Below are 16,234 nucleotides of genomic sequence, written 5' to 3' on the forward strand. Positions count from 1 at the left end.
TGGGGACTTTCACCTGGCCACCAGCGGGGACATCAAACTGGCCGTTGACAGGGCCTGCCCCTGAAACACGATTCGACCAGCCACGCTCGACCCCTCTCGATAGCGTGCTCGATCACTTGTTGCCCGGGCTGGGGACACCTGGGTCTCGATGAAGTCGTTAGGTAGCTCTGGTGCCGTGTCGCTTCGGTGCGCAACGACGACCTCGTCCCAGGTCTCGTAGTCGGCAGGATCGTCGAACACGATCACGTCAACTCCGTGGTCACTCGCGGCTTGCTTCAACGCAGTGAGGCGCTTCTCGTAGGCGGTAGCGAGTACGTCCCGGTGCTCGACGAGGACGTACGCATGTGTAAGAGCGCGACGATGCGCCAGCGCTTCGAATACCGCGACGGCGTTGAGCTGGGCCATTGGTTTCACTTCGAAGGTCACCACCTCGAACTATTGATGCGGGACGTGCTGGAAGGTCTTTGTCTCGATAGCGACCCAGATCGGGACGCGTCCACGGTCCGCCCGTCTTGCGGCGACCCTGAAAAGCCGTCTCCTCGACCACGAAGGAGTGGAACCCTGGCGAGGCCCGGTGATCTCGGTCGTCTACCAAGTGGCGCACTAGTTATAAGGCCCTTCGCGCCAGGATCCGTTCCTGCAGGTGTAGGTAATTCCGCTGTTAGGGCTGTAGCGGGTAGATCCCTCGACGCAGCTCTCCGAAGTCGGCGCAACAGGCGTGGTCGGAGGAGTCACTACCGGTCCGGGAGTTGGGGTCGCGTCTGCCGGAGGTTGCGGAGCGGTGGTCGGCGGCACTGTCGTAGGCGGCGGCAGGACCGTAGGCGTCTCCTGGGACGGGGCCGTGGGAACCCCAGCTATGTTCCACTCGAACGCCTCTCGTGTGTTGGGATCTCGGTAGCCGAGGAGCTGTGCTTCGCTGGGGACCAGAAGAGTTTCGGTTCGAAGAATACGGGCGTTCGGTAGAGGGTCGTTCGTCGCTGCTCGCCCTTCGGTACCGTTCTCGCACTGGAACTTTCCCTCAATATTCGGCGTCGTACGGACGGTTTGTTCGGTAACAGTATAGAAGTCCGTGGTCGCTAAGAACTCACCATCAAGCGGAATACCCGCCGTCTCGAACACGAACCTCGCAACCAGAAGGCGGTCGTTCGTGTCCCTGGACGACCTAGCTGTGCTAGATGATGCGCAATCGCCGGGATCTACGACGCCTTCGAGGGTTATTTTGTAAGCGCCGTCTGCGCGTTCAACGGGCTCCCCAATGCGGGCGGCAGTCGCGCCGCGCCCGTCGACCGTTGTAGTGGGCGAACGCAGTGTCGACGAACTAGACACCCCCTCGTCGCCGGACGCACACGAAGCAACCGACAACGCTGCGATGAGCGCAATGCAGAGCCTAGCGATTCGCATGATCCATCATCCCATTAAGGTAGGACCCCTATCGCAGTGTTCGCGTGATCACTAGACAGTGCATCAGGCGAGGCACATAACCGTGAAACGCCAGCCAATCAACAGAAGGTGCCCGCTCGGCGGTGCCGCTACACCACCAACTGACTCCCCGACCGCCGCAATTCCGAGAACGCCTTGATCCCCGTCGAGGTAGCGGTAGCAACCGGCCGCAACTCCGGCCCGGCCTCGGTCTTCGACACCATCACGACGTTGTCCACGTACGGCTGGATCGTGCTGGTGTTCTGGACCGTAGCGACGATGATCAGCTGGAACCCGAACTTGCGGAACGCACTCAACGCCTGCTGGGCGAACTGCGGGTCGGACTTTGAGAACGCCTCGTCGAGCATCAGCTGGGCGAAGATGGGCCGGTTGTCGTTGCCGTGCGGGCTGGCCAGGTTGAAGCTCAGGGCACCCGCGAGGCAGAACGCCATCAGCTTCTCCTGCTCGCCACCGGAGTTGTCACCGGCGTTGGAGTAGGTTCGGATGGTCTCCCCCGACTCGGCGTCGTGCTCCTCGCAGTAGAAGTCGAAGCGGTTCCGCACGTCGAGGGCGTCGCGCGTCCACTGGCGGTCCTCCGGGGTGTTGCCGGCGAGGCGTTCGCGCAGCAGCAGGATGTCGGAGTACTGCTCGAGGATGGCCTGCTCGTCGCCGAAGCTGACGGCCGTCGCGCGGTTAGAGATCTGGCGCGCCTTCTCGGTCAGCTCTTCGACCGCGGCGAGCTTCTTGCGACCCGGGCGCAGCCGCAGGCGTGTACCGCGGTTAAAGGCAACAGCGCCCAGGCCGGTGTTGACGCGCTCGATTTGCTCCACGATGCGTCGTTCCTCGGCGTCGGCGGCCATGTGGAGGCCGAGGATCGCGCCCGGAGCCTGTTCGGTGATCAGACGGCGCATCCGCTCGTAGGCGGCGGGCAGCTCACGTTCGTCGATACGGCGGCAGACGGCGACGTAGTCGTGGAGACGTTCGTCGAAGTCGTCGCTGTCGTTTGGGATGGCGTCCGGGAACTCCTCGTCGTAAGTGTCGAGGATGCGGGCCAACTCGTCGCGGGAACGACGAGCATCCGACCGCATCCGGTCGCGCTCTCGGCTCGCGGCCTTAACGATCTCCTGGCGGTACGGTTCTGGGTTCAACACGTCGAGAGTTGCCGAGAGGTCTTCGCGGAAACCGTCGAGGGTCTTCTCCGCCTGCGCGGGAACGTCTTCGGGTTTGAGCCGGTCGATGAGGTCGAGGAGCTGGGTGCGCCGGGAGTCCTGTCGGGCGATCTTGTCTTTCACCAGCGCAGCCTGCGAAATCGCGTTGCGCACCTGCTCCCACAGGTCTTCGGCCTTGCGCTGCAGGGCTTCGACGTCGGGGTTCTCCTCGATCAGCAGGTCGTACTGGTCGGTGAGCTGGTCGACCCGGTCGTCGACCGAGTCGACGTCGATCTCGTTCCACTGCGTGAATTGCTCGCACACACGGCGATACGCATCGCGGCGTCGTTCCTTGGCGCTCCGCTCCCGATCGAGCTCGGCGCAGTCCTGGCGGGCATCCTCGAACGCCCGCTCCTCGTACTCGAGTTCGTCACGGAGTGCGGCGATCTTGGACGCGACGTCCCCGACGAAGATGTACTGCGAACGACGCAGTTGCTGACGGTCGTCCTTCACCGCGAGCTTCGCCGAATCTTTGCGCAGGCCCTGGTCGGTGACGGCCTTGGCGTGCTGGGAGAACTCACCGGGACTGTCCACGCACATGTGGTTGCCCAGCTTCGACAGGACCGTCATGGCCTCGGCGGCACACGGGTGCGAGGCGTCGACGGGACGCAGCTTCGACGCCAGAGTGCCCGGCTCCAGAACTGGCATCGGGCGAGAGTCGGCCTGGTGCAGCTGGATCCGGCCGCGCATGTCGTGTGAGTTCACGAACCGCAGGGCGGCGCGGAAGTGATTGTCCGGTACAAGTAGGCGTAGACCGACATTCCGCAATACCTTCTCGACGGCCAGACGCCACCGCTCTTCGTCGGGGTCTAGTTCAACGAGTTCGGCGACGTACTTCAGCTCGGACTCATTGATCTGCAGGCCGTGGGCGATGGCGCGGCGCATCTCGTGCTCGGTACGCGGCAGTGCGGAGCCGGCGTTCTCGACGCGGCCGAGTTCCTCCATCGCGGCGTCGCGGCGGGTACGCGCGGCGACCTCGCTGGCCAGCGCCTCGGCGTAGTGGGCGCGACCGGCGTCGAGCTGACCGTCGATCTTGGCGGCCTCCTCGGTGAGTTCCTCGCGGAGCAGCCAGAATCCCTCGGCCCGGGTCGGCGGGGTGAAGCCGAGCGCGGAGACCTTGTCCTCGTACGCGTTGCGTCGGGCGGTGACCTCGGTGCTGAGTTTCTGTGCCCCGCCGAGTTGTTCGCGCAGCGGGGCGAGGTCGCCGGTGGAGGTGGCGATCCGGGACAGCAGCAGGCTGTGGTCCTGGCGGAGCTGGTCGTGCTGGGTGGTCAGCGCGGCGAGATCGCCGTCGAGGCGGGTGATCTGGTCGTCGAGGTCGGCGACCTCTGGCTGCGCGTTGTGGATCCGCAGGTTGTTGACGTAGCTGCGGATGGTGGTGTTGTCGATGGTGTCGAGGACGGAGAAGGTGGCCGCCTCCCCCGCGTACCGCTCGTGCACTTCTTCGATGTTGCCGAGGATGGTGCGCTTGCGGCGCGCGACGTCGAGCAGTTCGCGGGCTTCGACGAGCGGGTCGATCTGATCGAGGGCGTCGGCGATGCCGACGATGCTGGTCGGGGCGTCGAGCATGAACTCCCGCACGAACTGCGCGAGCCCGCCGACGCTTTTGAGCGACTTGGCCTTTCCGAGGAGCTGCTGCGCGGCGTCGGAGCCGCGGATCCCGATGAGCGAGTACAGCGTCGAAAGGTACTTGCCCTCGCCGGGGCCGCCGCGCCAACCGCGGTCGCGGAATTTGGCCGAGTTGTAGTTGTTGGCGGCCCACTCGTTGCAGGCCTCGACGATGTCGGCGTCGCCGTCGTAGATGAAGTACGAGCTGTGCGCGTCGGTCATCTTGCCCGCGGCGAGCCATTTCAGTACGAGGCCGGTGATGGCCTCGCCGGAGCTGGAGGTGTAGGTGACCGCGATGGCCGCCCACGCCGGGCCGGTGCCGCGCAGGTACATGATCTCGCGGTGGGCGTTGGTGCCGTCGCGTCGCTCACCCCACGCGCCGCGCACGTACTTGCCGACCGTGCGCTTGCCGCTGGAGGATCCGGCCGCCGTCGCATCGCCCGAGGCGTTGAAGTTGCGTCGATGATCCGGCAGGAACGCCAGCGAGATGGCGTCGAGCAACGACGACTTACCGCTACCCGACGACCCGGTGATCAGAGAACCGTTGGGACTGAAGGGGATCGAGTGATACCCGTCGAACACGCCCCAGTTGATCAGCTGCAACCGGGACAGGTGGTACTGGTCGACCTGCCCGCTCACCAGTCGTCTCCTTCGTCGTTCTCGCCGTACGCTCCGTCGAGGTCGGCCGCGTCGTCGTCCCTCTCGGCAGGCTCGTCGGCGAGGTCCTCCGGCGGAACCTCGCCGGTGTCACCGGAGCCGATGAACTGCTCGAATTGGCGCTGTAAGTCGGTGATCACCGATGCCGTCATCACCGCGGAGATCACCGGGCTGACGATGAAGGTGTCGGTGTCGTCACGCTGCTTGCGCAGGAACTCGAGCTCCTCCATCTTGTCGAGGGCGCGTTCGATGCGCTTGTCGAAGAGTGCGAGGTCGCGGTCGATGGTGTTGGTGACGCCGGCGAAGAGCTCGTGGATCTCTTCGCGGGTGATCAGCACGGGCTCGTCGCGAGCGGCGCGCACGTACTTGGCCAGGTGCAACGCCAAGATGGCGTCGTAGGTGTGAATTGTCTCGCGCTTGAGGATCTTTCGGCCCCACCGGGAGTCGTAACCGGCCTGCTCGACGAAGGCGACCTGCAGTTCGTCGACGATGCGCAGCCGGAGGTCGAGTTCGGAGAGGCGACCGCGCAGCACGTCCTGATACTCGGCCACCCACGACCACAGCTGCGGCTGTCGGTCGCCGCTGATGTAGCGGCGGGTCAACAGGTTCTGCAGCGCCCAGCACGCGCGGTCGGGCAGCTCACTGACGTCGCCGTCGAAGCGGGGTGCGTTCGGCGTGTGGGTCGCCGCGCGGTTCGCGACGGTGGGCAGGTCGTCGAAGCCGGCGAATTCGTCGGGGGCTGGGTCGCCCTTCGTGGCTCGCTGCGCTCGCACCTCAGGGAGCAGTTGGTCAGCCTCAGGGGGCAAAGATGTCATTCGGCGTCGACCTCCGCAGTCGGAATCGGTTCGGTGAAGGTCAGGTCGGGGACTTCGATGGCGTGGTCGTCGCCGATGAGGGACCGGAAGCGGACGGTGGTCATCGGCACCTTCTCCCCTGCCGCTTGCTGTTTCGAGGCCCACGACCACAGGACGATGACGTGCGCGAGATACGGCTCCTCGAGGCCGCCGATGACGTCGGCCAGGGCGACGGGTCCGGTCGCGACCGCCGCGTTGACCGTGTCGGTGAGTTCGGTGGTGTCGACCTGGCCGGAAAGCGACGCGAACGAGGTGAGGTCGGCGTCGACGGCGGCCGGAAGTGCGGGTGCGGGCGGGACGTGTTCGCGGATCTCGAAGGCGAGTCGGCCGATCGAGTTCACCGTCGGCGCGGCGAGGGGTAGCTCGTAGCCGATGCGACGGTCCGCGAGCGACGTCTTGAGTAGCTCGTTGGCGGTGGCCAGGGCGTCGTTGAGCTGCCGCGCGAGGCCGCGGCTCTGCTCGAGCGTCCCGGACGCGACGAAGCGTCGGATACGGCGTGCACACCGCTGCCGGGTGCGGCCGACCTCGGCCATCTGCTGGGTCACGAGGCCGAAGAAGTTGTCCATCACCGACCGTAGGCCCGCGTCCATACCCGGGAAGCTGGCGATGATGGTCTCGATATCGGTCTTCAGGCGCGCGCGCCGCTCCGGATCCTGGATCAGGTGCGAGAACGCCTGGTACGACGCGGACTGCGGCGAGTCGAGGAGCGCCTCGTAGTCGTCGAAGAGCTGTCGCTGGCGGTCGCGGTAGGCGAGGTCGGAGTCGCCGGGGTCGTCGAGCAGCGCGGTGGTGATGCGGTCGAGCATCGTGCCGTACTGGCCGATGTCGGAGATGATCTGCTCCATCTGATAGCCGATGGTGCGGGCGGCGTCCTCGGCGACGCGCAGGTCGACCGGGGGGCGGCGGCCGGCGTCGAGGTCGGCGAGCTCGGCGTCGAGGTCGGACATCTGCGCCTCGATCTCCGAGCGGATCTGATCGGGATCATTGCTGACCTGACCCGCGACGCGTCGGAGCTCGGCGGCGATACCGGTGATGGAGCCGCCGGTGGCGATCGAATCCTCACGACGCTGACGCCGCATGAAGTCCAGGACCGACCGCGCCTCGCTGGTCAGATGGCACAGGTTGGGGGCGTGCGGGTCGGTCGTGTCGGTGACGCGGTGCAGCCAGCCCTGCCGAGCCCAGAGTTTGACCAGTTCGAGGCCAGTGGCCTGATCGGTGAGGTCGAGGTCGGCGAGGTCGCGGTCGAGGCGCACCGTCAGCTCGGTCTCGGACAGTTTGGCGCCGTAGTCGAGGTGCCGTTCCATCAAGGTGACGTAGAGAGCCGAGTTGGTGGCCGCGAAGAGTCGTCCCACCGCCGACTTCTGGATCGAGCGGTTCGATTCCCACGCGTCGGCCAGCGTGAGCTGCACAGACTCGGCGCCGCTCGACGTGCCGGGGGCCTCGACCGGAGCCGGGAAGGCTGAGAACTCCATCGCCGCCTCACGGGGATCTCGGGGACTAGAGGACCCGGGTAGTCTGCCACGCCTGGCGGCTGCCGCCCCACCCGGTGGGTCGCGTGTCCAGCCGGGCATCGACACTGTCGTTACCCTGAGCGGCATGGTGATGGCTGATCGTCCGGAGGTCCAGACCGCGTCGGCGCCGGTGACCGCGCTGACCGTCGTCGGACTCGCGCAGAGCATGATCAACGGCCTCGCGCGGGTGCCGTTCCGCAAGCCGTGGTCGGGCCCGTCCGGGCTGCTCGACAACCTCGGCCAGTCAGTCACCCGCCAGACCATCCGCGCGTTCATGGGCTACTCGATGGGACTGCCGATCGAGGAGTTCCGGTCGATGGAGAAGATCCTCGACGACGTGTGCCGCGTCGTGATGCCGCCCTTCGTCGAGCTGACCGACGGCGTCGAACTCACCGACGACATCGTCGGCGGCGTACCCGGGCTGTGGTGTCGCGCGAAGGCCAGCTCCGACGCCTACGTCGACGACGGCGAGGACAAGGAAGAGATCGGCGCGACGATCCTCTACCTGCACGGCGGTGGATACATCGGAACCTCGCCGATGATGTACTCGGCGTTCGCGTCGTCGCTCGTGCGGATCTCCGGGCACGAGGTGTTCATCGCCGACTACCGGATGGCACCCGAATTTCCCTTCCCCGCAGGCGTTCACGACGCCGCAGATGTTTACCGCGGGCTGCTGGGACGCGGCGTCGACCCCGACCACATCATCGTCGCCGGCGACTCCGGCGGTGGAGGCCTCGCGGCGTCGTTGGTGGCCTACCTTCGGGACCACGACTTGCCGCGTCCGGGCGCTTTGGCGTTGTTCTCCCCCGAGATCGATCTCGACCTCGACCACCCGTCGATCACCGACAACGCGCCCTACGACATCCTCCCCTGGAGCATCCCGGTCACCCCGTACCTGCATGGCGTCCAACCGAACGACGCGCGGGTGTCGCCGATCAACGGCGAGCCTGATCCGTCGTGGTTCCCGCCGACGTTCGTGTGCTGGGGCGGCAGTGAGATGTTCCGCGACGGCATACGCGACTTCGCGGCACGGCTCGAGGCGTCGGACGTGACCACCCACGCCATCGAAGAACCCGGCATGTTCCACGTCTTCCCCATCCTCATGCCGTGGGCCGAAGCGTCGAAACGCGTGTTCCGGGCGTTGTCGGAGTTGGCTGATGGACATGTCGAGGGAGACCCTGGGGCTGCGCAGACGCACTGAGTGGGTGGGCTGTGTGTTGGGCGGGACCCTTCGTGACGGCCCTCCGCAAGCTCCGGGCCTCCTCAGGGGATCCGCCCTTCTCAAGGGCGCGGTAAGGCAGTTGGAGTGATCACCCGAGGACAAATGCGAGCAGGAATCCGCCAGCGGTCGCGAGGCCAACCCACCAACCACCCTCACGGTAGGCCTCGGGCATCAGTGAGTTGGCGAGTACACCAAGCGTGGCTCCACCGGCAAAGGCCTGGACGACGCTGATCGCGGTCGGTGAGATGGTGTCGGCGACGGCATAACCGCCGACGGTTACCGCCACCAGGACGACAGCGGTGAAGATCCACATCGTCAGCGCCGAGCGCATCGAGGCGTCGTGCTCGCGACGCATCAGCGACGCACCACTCACCGCTTCCGGGACGTTGCCGACGGCGATCGCCACCACCAGCACGAGTGAACCGCCTGCGGTGAGTGATACACCGAGGGCGGTGTTCTCCGGCACGCCGTCGAGGAAGACGCCGATCATGAGCGCCGGACCAATTGCCGACGACCCGAGCTTGGTCTCGACGAGCCGGTCGGCCACGACGTAGACCGCGGTCCCGGAGAACAACGCGAGCGCCGCCACCCCCGCGCCGGCCTGGGTGAAGGCGGGTTCGAACAGTTCGGTCGAGACGGCCGCGATCATCGTGCCCGCACCGAACGCCATCAGCGTCGCCAGGATCGGATTCGGCAGGTTCCAGCGCAGACCGATCGCCGCGCCGACCGCGATGGGAATGGCAGTTGCGAGGCCGTACAGAACCGCGGTGAGCATGTGAACAAGGTTGCTACGTGTCGCGGGCGATGGCGAGTGCGGCGCGCGGAGGTGTGGTGGCCTGGTTGCGGGGACCCTTCGTGACGCCCTCCGCAAGCTCCGGGCCTCCTCAGGGAGCCGGGGGGTCGCCTTCGCTCCCCGCGTCTCGCCTCAGGGAGCCCATAGGGATCGCCTTCGCTCCTCGCGCGTCAGGGAGCGAGACCGCTGAAGTATCTGCAATCCGACAGGTCACAGAATTGCGGATACCTCGATGGACCGTCGTCAGGGGCGAGGGATACACTGGCTCTTGTCCGACGAACCGGTCAGACCCCCGACCCGACCGGTTCGTCGGATTTTTCATGTCGCGGGCATGTCTGGTCGAGTCGGTCGACCGACCAGGGTCGTGTTACGCGAATCCGAGTTTTCTTTATTCCGCCGGAAACCATTCGGTAATCGATGGCGAGTGAACTGTGTGTCGTAGCAAGCAATAGCTACTCGATGAGACCGGATCTCCGGTCGAACCACTGAGGGCAATGATGCCCGATCCACCCCCCGCACGTCGAGCCGCCATGCGGCCGATCACTCACAGACACTGTCTCGTCTCGCCATCCCAGGAGTTCCTGTGCCTTCTTTCGACGAAACCATCACCGAGAACATCGCCGCGTCGCTGGCGGAGATCCCGCACCCCTCACTTCCCAAGGGCTCCAACATCTATGGCGGCACCAAGATCTTCCCGGACTACCAGGCCGAGAACGGTGAGTCCTACTTCACGCTCGTGCACGGCATCGCCCACGAGTCGTCGGTGTCGTTCGTCGCCGTACTGCAGGCCACCCGCGCACTCCGCAAGGGCTTCGAATCGGCCATGTACTTCTACGGACCCGGTGCCATCAATTGCCTTGCCACACGAGGCTTCCCGACGACTGGCGACTCCGGATTCCCGGGCGAGCAGAACATCAACAACTCGCTCGAGACTTTCATCTCCGAAGGCGGCACCGTGTTCTGCTGCCGCTTCGGCCTCGCGCTGCACGGCGGACGCGAAGAGGACCTGATCGAAGGCGTCATCCCGGCACACCCGCTCGACGTCCAGGACGCGCTCATCCACTACGCGCGCAAGGGCGCCATCATCAACTCGACCTACATGGTCTGAGCTCGGTCCAGAAATGTTGGGCGGGAGTGGTTTCGACACGGCTCGTCGCTACGCTCCTCGCCTGCTCAACCAGCGGAGGGGCCAGGCGCCGCTCATGCGCCTGGCCTGCTCATCCTGCAGAGACGACTCACCCGCAGAACCATCACCGACCTTGGGAATCACATGACCACCATCGGAACCGTCGCGGCGAACTTCACCCGCGATCTCGAGCAGAACTACGCCACGATCGAACAGTACGTCGCCGAAGCACGGACGCGGGGCGTCGACTTCCTGGTGTTCCCGGAGGCGGCGATCGGCGGATACCTGTCGTCCCTGGGTAATCACGGCGACACCCAGAAGAACAGCGCCCGGTCGTTGCCGCCGGCGATCTCCCTCGACGGGCCCGAGATCGCCCGGGTGCAGTCCATCGTCGGAGATCTCGTGGTGGCGATCGGGTTCTGTGAACTCGGCGAGGACGGCGAGACCCGCTACAACGCGGCCGCCGTCCTCGACGGCGACACCATCTACGGCAGCTACCGCAAGGTCCATCAACCGCTCGGCGAGAACATGTCGTACTCGTCGGGCACCGGGTACGACGTGTTCGACACGCCCGTCGGCCGGATCGGCCTCCAGATCTGTTACGACAAAGCGTTTCCCGAGGCCGCCCGGATCATGGCGCTCAAGGGCGCCGAGATCATCGCCAGCCTCTCCGCCTGGCCGGCGGCCCGCACCGCGACCGCGGAGAACCTGCAAGAAGACCGCTGGACCTACCGGTTCAATCTCTTCGACACCGCGCGTGCTCTGGAGAACCAGGTGTTCTGGGTAGCGGCCAACCAGAGCGGCACCTTCGGGTCGCTGCGCTACGTCGGCAACGCCAAGATCGTCGACCCCGGTGGGAACATCCTCGACACCACGCTTCTCGGAAGCGGCCTGGCCGTCGCCGAGGTGGACATCGCGGAGAGCTTCACCGCGATGCGGGCCGGCATGTTCCACCTGCGGGACCGTCGGCCTGAGGTATACGGGATGCTCGTCGAGGCCGATACCGATCCCGATGCCTCGGCGGCCTTCGCATGGCGGGACCTCGCCCATGCCTGAGATGACCGTCCAGGTGCGCTGGCCCGACGGCCGGCTTCGCCAGTACTACTCCCCCAGCCTCGTACTGCACGACCACCTCGCGCCGGGTACGTACCGCGTCGACGACTTCCGATCGCGGGCCACCACCGCGCTCGACGAGGCCAGTGCGCGGGTTCGCGCGAAGTTCGGGTTCGCCTGTACCTCGGCCGCGGCGTCGGCGGAGGAGATCGCCATCGACGCTGCGCGGCATTCGGATTCGGCTGAGGTCGAGGTGGTGTCGATGTACCCGCCGTTGCCGGGTGCGGAAGTGGCTTCGACTCGGGGCGTCGCTTCGCTCCGGCCCGGCTCAACCAGCAGTGGGGGCGCCGGCGTCGCGGGTGCGGAGGTGGCTTCGACTCGGGGCGTCGCTTCGCTCCGGCCCGGCTCAACCAGCAGTGGGGGCGCTTCAACCAGCAGCGAGGAGCTGTCATGAACACACACGTGCCTGTCGTCGTCATCGGCGGCGGACAAGCCGGCCTCTCGGTCAGCTGGTACCTCGGGCAGGCGGGCGTCGAACATCTCGTCGTCGAAGCCGACACCGCGGTCCATGCGTGGGCCGACAAGCGGTGGGACAACTTCACGCTGGTGACGCCCAACTGGCATTGCAAGCTCCCCGGGTACTCCTACGACGGTCCGGATCCGGACGGATTCATGACGCGCGACGAGGTCGTGGAGTGGCTGCACGGGTGGCTCAAGACCTTTGAGCCACCGTTGGTCGAGCACACGAAAGTCACTCGTCTGCAACGTCTGTCCGGTGATCGGTTCGAGCTGACCCTCGACGGCCCCGACGGAATGCGGTCGCTCACCTGCGACCAGGCCGTCATCGCGACCGGCGGGTATCCCCTGCCGGTGGTGCCACCGTTCGCATCGTCGTTGGATCCGGCCGTGCACCAGGTGCACTCCGAGGAGTACTTCAACCCCGAGCAACTACCGGATGGTGCGGTTCTGGTCGTCGGGTCGGGACAGTCGGGCACGCAGATTGCCGAGGACTTGCACCTCGCCGGCCGGCAGGTGCATCTCGCGATCGGCAACGCGCCGAGAGTCGCTCGGTTTTATCGCGGCCGCGACTGCATGACGTGGCTGTCGGACATGGGTCTCTACGACACACCGACCCAGGAGTACCCCGGTGGCCGTGCCGCGCAGGAGAAGACGAATCACTACGTCACCGGCCGCGACGGCGGTCGCGACATCGACCTCCGACGATTCGCGACCGAGGGAATGAAGCTGTACGGCGTGCTCAGTGACGGTAAGGACTCGACGCTGCGGTTCGCGCCGACGCTCACGGCCGCGCTCGACCGGGCCGACGCTGTGTACAACTCGATCTGCGGTGACATCGACCGACACATCGAGAAACTGGGCATCGACGCGCCAGAGGCATCGCGGTACGAGCCGGTGTGGGCGCCCGAGGTCGATCCGACCGAACTCGATCTCGCGGCCGAAGGCGTCACCTCGATCATCTGGGCCATCGGCTACCGACCCGACTACCGGTGGATCGAGGCCAGCGCCTTCGACGGCGGTGGCCGGCCGATGCAGACCCGCGGGATCACCGAAGTCCCCGGGCTCAGCTTCGTCGGGTTGCCGTGGATGCACACCTGGGGGTCGGGGCGGTTCCTTGGTATCGACCGCGATGCGAGGTATGTGGCTGAGCATGTTGTTGGATCGGTTTGTGGTGGACGCGCGCAGTTGGTTGTTGCGCAGTAGGTTTGGGGTTCTGTGGGCTTCGAGGGTTGGGCTTTCGAGGTCGGGTCACCAGGTGGCTTCGACACGACGCCTCGCTTCGCTCGGGGTCGGCTCAACCAGCGGGGGGTCGGGTGTCGGGTCAGCGGGGTCGGGTCACCTAGTGGCTTCGACACGACGCCTCGCTCCGCTCGGGGTCGGCTCAACCAGCGGGGGTCGGGTGTCGGGTCAACCGGCGGGGCGGGTGTCAGCTCACGCAGCGGGGGTCGGGTGTCGGGTCAACCAGCGGGGCGGGTCACCAGGTGGCTTCGACACGACGCCTCGCTCCGCTCGGAGTCGGCTCAACCAGCGGGGGTCGGGTGTCAGCTCACGCAGCGGGGGTCGAGTGTCGGCTCAACCCGGGGGGTCGGGTTTCGGGTCAACCGGTGGAGGCGGGTCACCGGGTGGCTTCGACTCGACGCCTCGCTTCGCTCGGAGTCGGCTCAACCAGCAGTGGAACATACGAGCCCTTCGAGGCTCGTCGCTATCGCTCCTCGCACCTCAGGGAGCAAAGGATAAGGAGTACCCATGACGGTATCCACGCGAGTTGATTTGGCGTTGCTCGGCATTCGCGGGGAGCCGCCGGTGCAGCGCACCGGCGGGGCGGGACCCAGCGACGACGGCCACCTCATGGTCGACGGGTTGCATGCCGCAATCCCGCGGAACCCGCAGAGCCCGTTTGTCTTCGACGGTGATCGCGTGCTGTACGACGGCGTCGACATCGGTGTCGAGGTCAGCGCGATCGGACGTCCCCGGTTCTACGATCTGCAGACCACGGACGGGGTGAGCTACGAGAAGATCGCTCGCCTGCACGGTCGGAATGTTCTGGCGACAACAGTTCTGCAGACCTGTATCCGCTACGCCGAGGACCAGCGGTGCCGGTTCTGTTCGATCGAGGAGTCGCTGAAGTCCGGCTCGACGATCGCGGTGAAGAAGCCCGAGCAACTCGCCGAAGTCGCCCGTGCGGCCGTCGATCTCGACGGCGTCACCAACATGGTCATGACCACCGGCACCAGTGGTGGACGCGACCGCGGGGCCCGTCATCTCGCCCGGTGCGTCCGGGCGATCAAAGCGGCCGTGCCGGAACTGCCGATTCAGGTCCAGTGCGAACCGCCCGCAGATCTGGCCGTCCTGACCGAACTCCGCGAGGCCGGTGCGGACGCCATCGGCATCCACGTCGAATCCCTCGACGACGACGTGCGGCGTCGCTGGATGCCCGGCAAGTCGACGGTACCGATGTCGGAGTACCGGGCGGCGTGGGCCGAGGCGGTCCGGGTGTTCGGGCGCAACCAGGTGTCGACCTACCTGCTGGTCGGACTCGGCGAGGACACCGACGAGATGATCGCCGGCGCCAAAGAACTCGCCGATATGGGCGTGTATCCCTTCATCGTGCCGTTCCGGCGTCACGCGGGAACCCTCGCCGTCGACGTCGACAACGCTCCGGCACCCGACCCCACGATCGTCGAAAAGATCACCCGCGAGGTGGCCGGTCATCTGAGCTTCATCGGGATGTCCGGATCGGAGCAGCGTGCGGGATGCGCGGCCTGCGGTGCCTGTAGTGTCCTGCCGACGGTCGGAGGCTGACGTGCTGTCACGGGGCGAGCTGTCGATCCTGTCGGGGCTGCCGCGCACGACGCCGCGGTCGGAGTTTCTGATCACCGTCGCGGACAGCCCGCGGGAACATGCGGCGTATCGCGTGCTGCGGCACCGCGAATTCGTCGATCGGCAGGCGCTTTTCGACCGCACCGACGTCGATGACATCGACGACGACCCGCGCACCACCGTCCTGATCGCGACACTGCCCGACGGGACGATCGCGGGTGGCGTGCGGATCGCCGCCACGCCGTGGGCGGGGTCCGAGCGCACCGACATCGGATGGTGGTTCGGCTCCCGACTCGTCGTCGCCGACCCTGGCCTGGCAGCCGGGATCGGCCCGGCACTTGTGCGGGCGGCGTGCGCGCACGTCGAACAACTGGGCGCCCTGCGGTTCGACGCCACCGTCCAGGATCGGTACGTACCGATGTTCTCGAGGCTCGGCTGGCAGGACCGCGGGCCAGGCCCGGTGATCAATGAGCGGTCGCATCGGGAGATGGGCTACCCACTCAACCGAATTCAACGCACAGTCGACGGGACGAAAGCAGTTCTCGCCGAGGCACTCGCGCCGTTCGCAGACCAACCGGGCGGTCTCGGTGCTGCCGGATTCCGTGGCGACGACGGCGTTCCGCTGCCGGGCACCGACGTCATCGCCGCCTGCGACGCCATCGTCCCGTCGATGATCGAACGCGATCCGGAGTGGGCCGGTTGGTGTTCGGTGCTCGTCAACCTCAACGACCTCAGCGCGATGGGGGCTCGGCCGCTCGGTCTCCTCGACGCCGTCGGCGCGCCCACGACATCGCATCTGACCCGAATCATCCGCGGGATAAGCTCGGCCGCAGCGGCATGGCGCACACCCGTGCTCGGCGGTCACACGCAGGTCGGGGTCCCGTCTGCGCTGTCGGTGACCGCGCTGGGCACGACGCCCAGTCCCCTGCCCGCGGGCGGTGGCCGGGTCGGCGACACCGTCACCCTGCACGCGGATCTCGGCGGCTCCTGGCGACCCGGATATCACGACCGGCAGTGGGACTCGACGAGTTCGCGCAGCAGCGACGAACTGTGCGCCATGACATCCCATCTCGCAACGGTGCGTCCCGCGTCGGCCAAGGACGTCAGCATGGCCGGGATCGCCGGCACGCTCGGCATGCTCGCCGAAGCATCGGGAACCGGTGCAGAAGTGGACGTGACCGCGGTGCCGCGCCCCGGCGACGCGTCGATGGGTGCCTGGCTCACCTGCTTCCCGGGATACGCGATGCTCAGCACCGACCGTGCCGGTGCTCGACGCGACGTCCCTGCACCCGAGCCGGTGACAACCGCCGACTGCGGCCGGCTGACCGCCCAACCGGGCGTGCGACTGCGGTGGCCCGACGGCGAGACGACTGTCGCCGTCGCGTCGACCGTCACCGGGCTGGGCGTCGCATGATTCCCCGGCGACCCGGCCCGCCGACGGATC

At 66.6% G+C, this 16,234-nt stretch carries 12 protein-coding genes; 7 read left to right on the forward strand and 5 right to left on the reverse strand.

The window, feature by feature from the left end; translation table 11 throughout:
- Positions 1-9 precede the first annotated feature (9 nt).
- The 4 genes from KB201_RS15395 to KB201_RS15410 form a co-directional block, all read right to left on the reverse strand.
- Positions 10-426, reverse strand: coding sequence for a hypothetical protein (locus KB201_RS15395; RefSeq protein ID WP_211539688.1), 417 nt, complete (start codon positions 424-426; stop codon positions 10-12).
- Positions 427-1,529: 1,103 nt separating this feature from the next.
- Positions 1,530-4,874, reverse strand: coding sequence for an ATP-binding protein (locus KB201_RS15400; protein WP_211539690.1), 3,345 nt, complete (start codon positions 4,872-4,874; stop codon positions 1,530-1,532).
- Positions 4,871-5,707: a DUF4194 domain-containing protein gene (locus tag KB201_RS15405; RefSeq protein WP_211539691.1), complete on the reverse strand. Its 837-nt coding sequence runs from the start codon at positions 5,705-5,707 to the stop codon at positions 4,871-4,873. The genes KB201_RS15400 and KB201_RS15405 overlap by 4 nt, the downstream gene beginning before the upstream one ends.
- Positions 5,704-7,218: a DUF3375 domain-containing protein gene (locus tag KB201_RS15410; protein ID WP_211539692.1), complete on the reverse strand. Its 1,515-nt coding sequence runs from the start codon at positions 7,216-7,218 to the stop codon at positions 5,704-5,706. The genes KB201_RS15405 and KB201_RS15410 overlap by 4 nt, the downstream gene beginning before the upstream one ends.
- 124 nt (positions 7,219-7,342) lie before the next feature.
- Here KB201_RS15410 and KB201_RS15415 point away from each other — a divergent pair, with 124 nt between their 5' ends.
- Positions 7,343-8,458 carry an alpha/beta hydrolase gene (locus KB201_RS15415; protein WP_211539693.1) on the forward strand — a complete coding sequence of 372 codons (1,116 nt, stop codon included), beginning with the start codon at positions 7,343-7,345 and terminating at the stop codon, positions 8,456-8,458.
- A gap of 109 nt (positions 8,459-8,567) precedes the next feature.
- Here KB201_RS15415 and KB201_RS15420 read toward each other — a convergent pair whose 3' ends face one another.
- On the reverse strand, positions 8,568-9,254 hold the full coding sequence (locus KB201_RS15420) for a ZIP family metal transporter (RefSeq protein WP_211539694.1): 687 nt from the start codon (positions 9,252-9,254) through the stop codon (positions 8,568-8,570).
- 601 nt (positions 9,255-9,855) lie between these two features.
- Here KB201_RS15420 and KB201_RS15425 point away from each other — a divergent pair.
- The 6 genes from KB201_RS15425 to KB201_RS15450 all read left to right on the forward strand — a co-directional run bounded on the left by KB201_RS15425 (position 9,856) and on the right by KB201_RS15450 (position 16,204).
- Entirely contained in the window at positions 9,856-10,380 is a 525-nt protein-coding gene (locus tag KB201_RS15425; RefSeq protein WP_004019804.1) for an MSMEG_0572/Sll0783 family nitrogen starvation response protein, read from the forward strand.
- A gap of 162 nt (positions 10,381-10,542) precedes the next feature.
- Entirely contained in the window at positions 10,543-11,454 is a 912-nt protein-coding gene (locus tag KB201_RS15430) for a carbon-nitrogen hydrolase family protein (protein ID WP_211539695.1), read from the forward strand.
- The gene (locus tag KB201_RS15435) at positions 11,447-11,905 is read left to right on the forward strand and encodes an MSMEG_0570 family nitrogen starvation response protein (RefSeq protein WP_211539697.1); all 459 of its coding nucleotides are present in this window, start codon (positions 11,447-11,449) and stop codon (positions 11,903-11,905) included. Before KB201_RS15430 ends, KB201_RS15435 begins: the two co-directional genes overlap by 8 nt.
- Positions 11,902-13,173, forward strand: a complete 1,272-nt coding sequence (locus tag KB201_RS15440; RefSeq protein WP_211539699.1) for an MSMEG_0569 family flavin-dependent oxidoreductase — start codon at positions 11,902-11,904, stop codon at positions 13,171-13,173. Before KB201_RS15435 ends, KB201_RS15440 begins: the two co-directional genes overlap by 4 nt.
- Positions 13,174-13,716: 543 nt before the next feature.
- Positions 13,717-14,772 carry an MSMEG_0568 family radical SAM protein gene (locus KB201_RS15445; RefSeq protein WP_211539701.1) on the forward strand — a complete coding sequence of 352 codons (1,056 nt, stop codon included), beginning with the start codon at positions 13,717-13,719 and terminating at the stop codon, positions 14,770-14,772.
- 1 nt (position 14,773) lies between these two features.
- Positions 14,774-16,204 carry an MSMEG_0567/sll0787 family protein gene (locus KB201_RS15450; RefSeq protein ID WP_211539703.1) on the forward strand — a complete coding sequence of 477 codons (1,431 nt, stop codon included), beginning with the start codon at positions 14,774-14,776 and terminating at the stop codon, positions 16,202-16,204.
- Positions 16,205-16,234 lie beyond the last annotated feature (30 nt).

The sequence above is a fragment of the Gordonia sp. SCSIO 19800 genome, assembly GCF_018132775.1.
GTDB classification, from domain to species: domain Bacteria; phylum Actinomycetota; class Actinomycetes; order Mycobacteriales; family Mycobacteriaceae; genus Gordonia; species Gordonia hongkongensis.

What these genes read in the sequence shown, in the direction of transcription:
- KB201_RS15405 (WP_211539691.1), bottom strand. Translation starts at nt 5,707, where the DNA reads ATGACATCTTTGCCCCCTGAGGCTGACCAACTGCTCCCTGAGGTGCGA.
- KB201_RS15410 (WP_211539692.1), bottom strand. Translation starts at nt 7,218, where the DNA reads ATGGAGTTCTCAGCCTTCCCGGCTCCGGTCGAGGCCCCCGGCACGTCG.
- KB201_RS15415 (WP_211539693.1), top strand. Translation starts at nt 7,343, where the DNA reads ATGGTGATGGCTGATCGTCCGGAGGTCCAGACCGCGTCGGCGCCGGTG.
- KB201_RS15420 (WP_211539694.1), bottom strand. Translation starts at nt 9,254, where the DNA reads ATGCTCACCGCGGTTCTGTACGGCCTCGCAACTGCCATTCCCATCGCG.
- KB201_RS15430 (WP_211539695.1), top strand. Translation starts at nt 10,543, where the DNA reads ATGACCACCATCGGAACCGTCGCGGCGAACTTCACCCGCGATCTCGAG.
- KB201_RS15435 (WP_211539697.1), top strand. Translation starts at nt 11,447, where the DNA reads ATGCCTGAGATGACCGTCCAGGTGCGCTGGCCCGACGGCCGGCTTCGC.
- KB201_RS15440 (WP_211539699.1), top strand. Translation starts at nt 11,902, where the DNA reads ATGAACACACACGTGCCTGTCGTCGTCATCGGCGGCGGACAAGCCGGC.
- KB201_RS15445 (WP_211539701.1), top strand. Translation starts at nt 13,717, where the DNA reads ATGACGGTATCCACGCGAGTTGATTTGGCGTTGCTCGGCATTCGCGGG.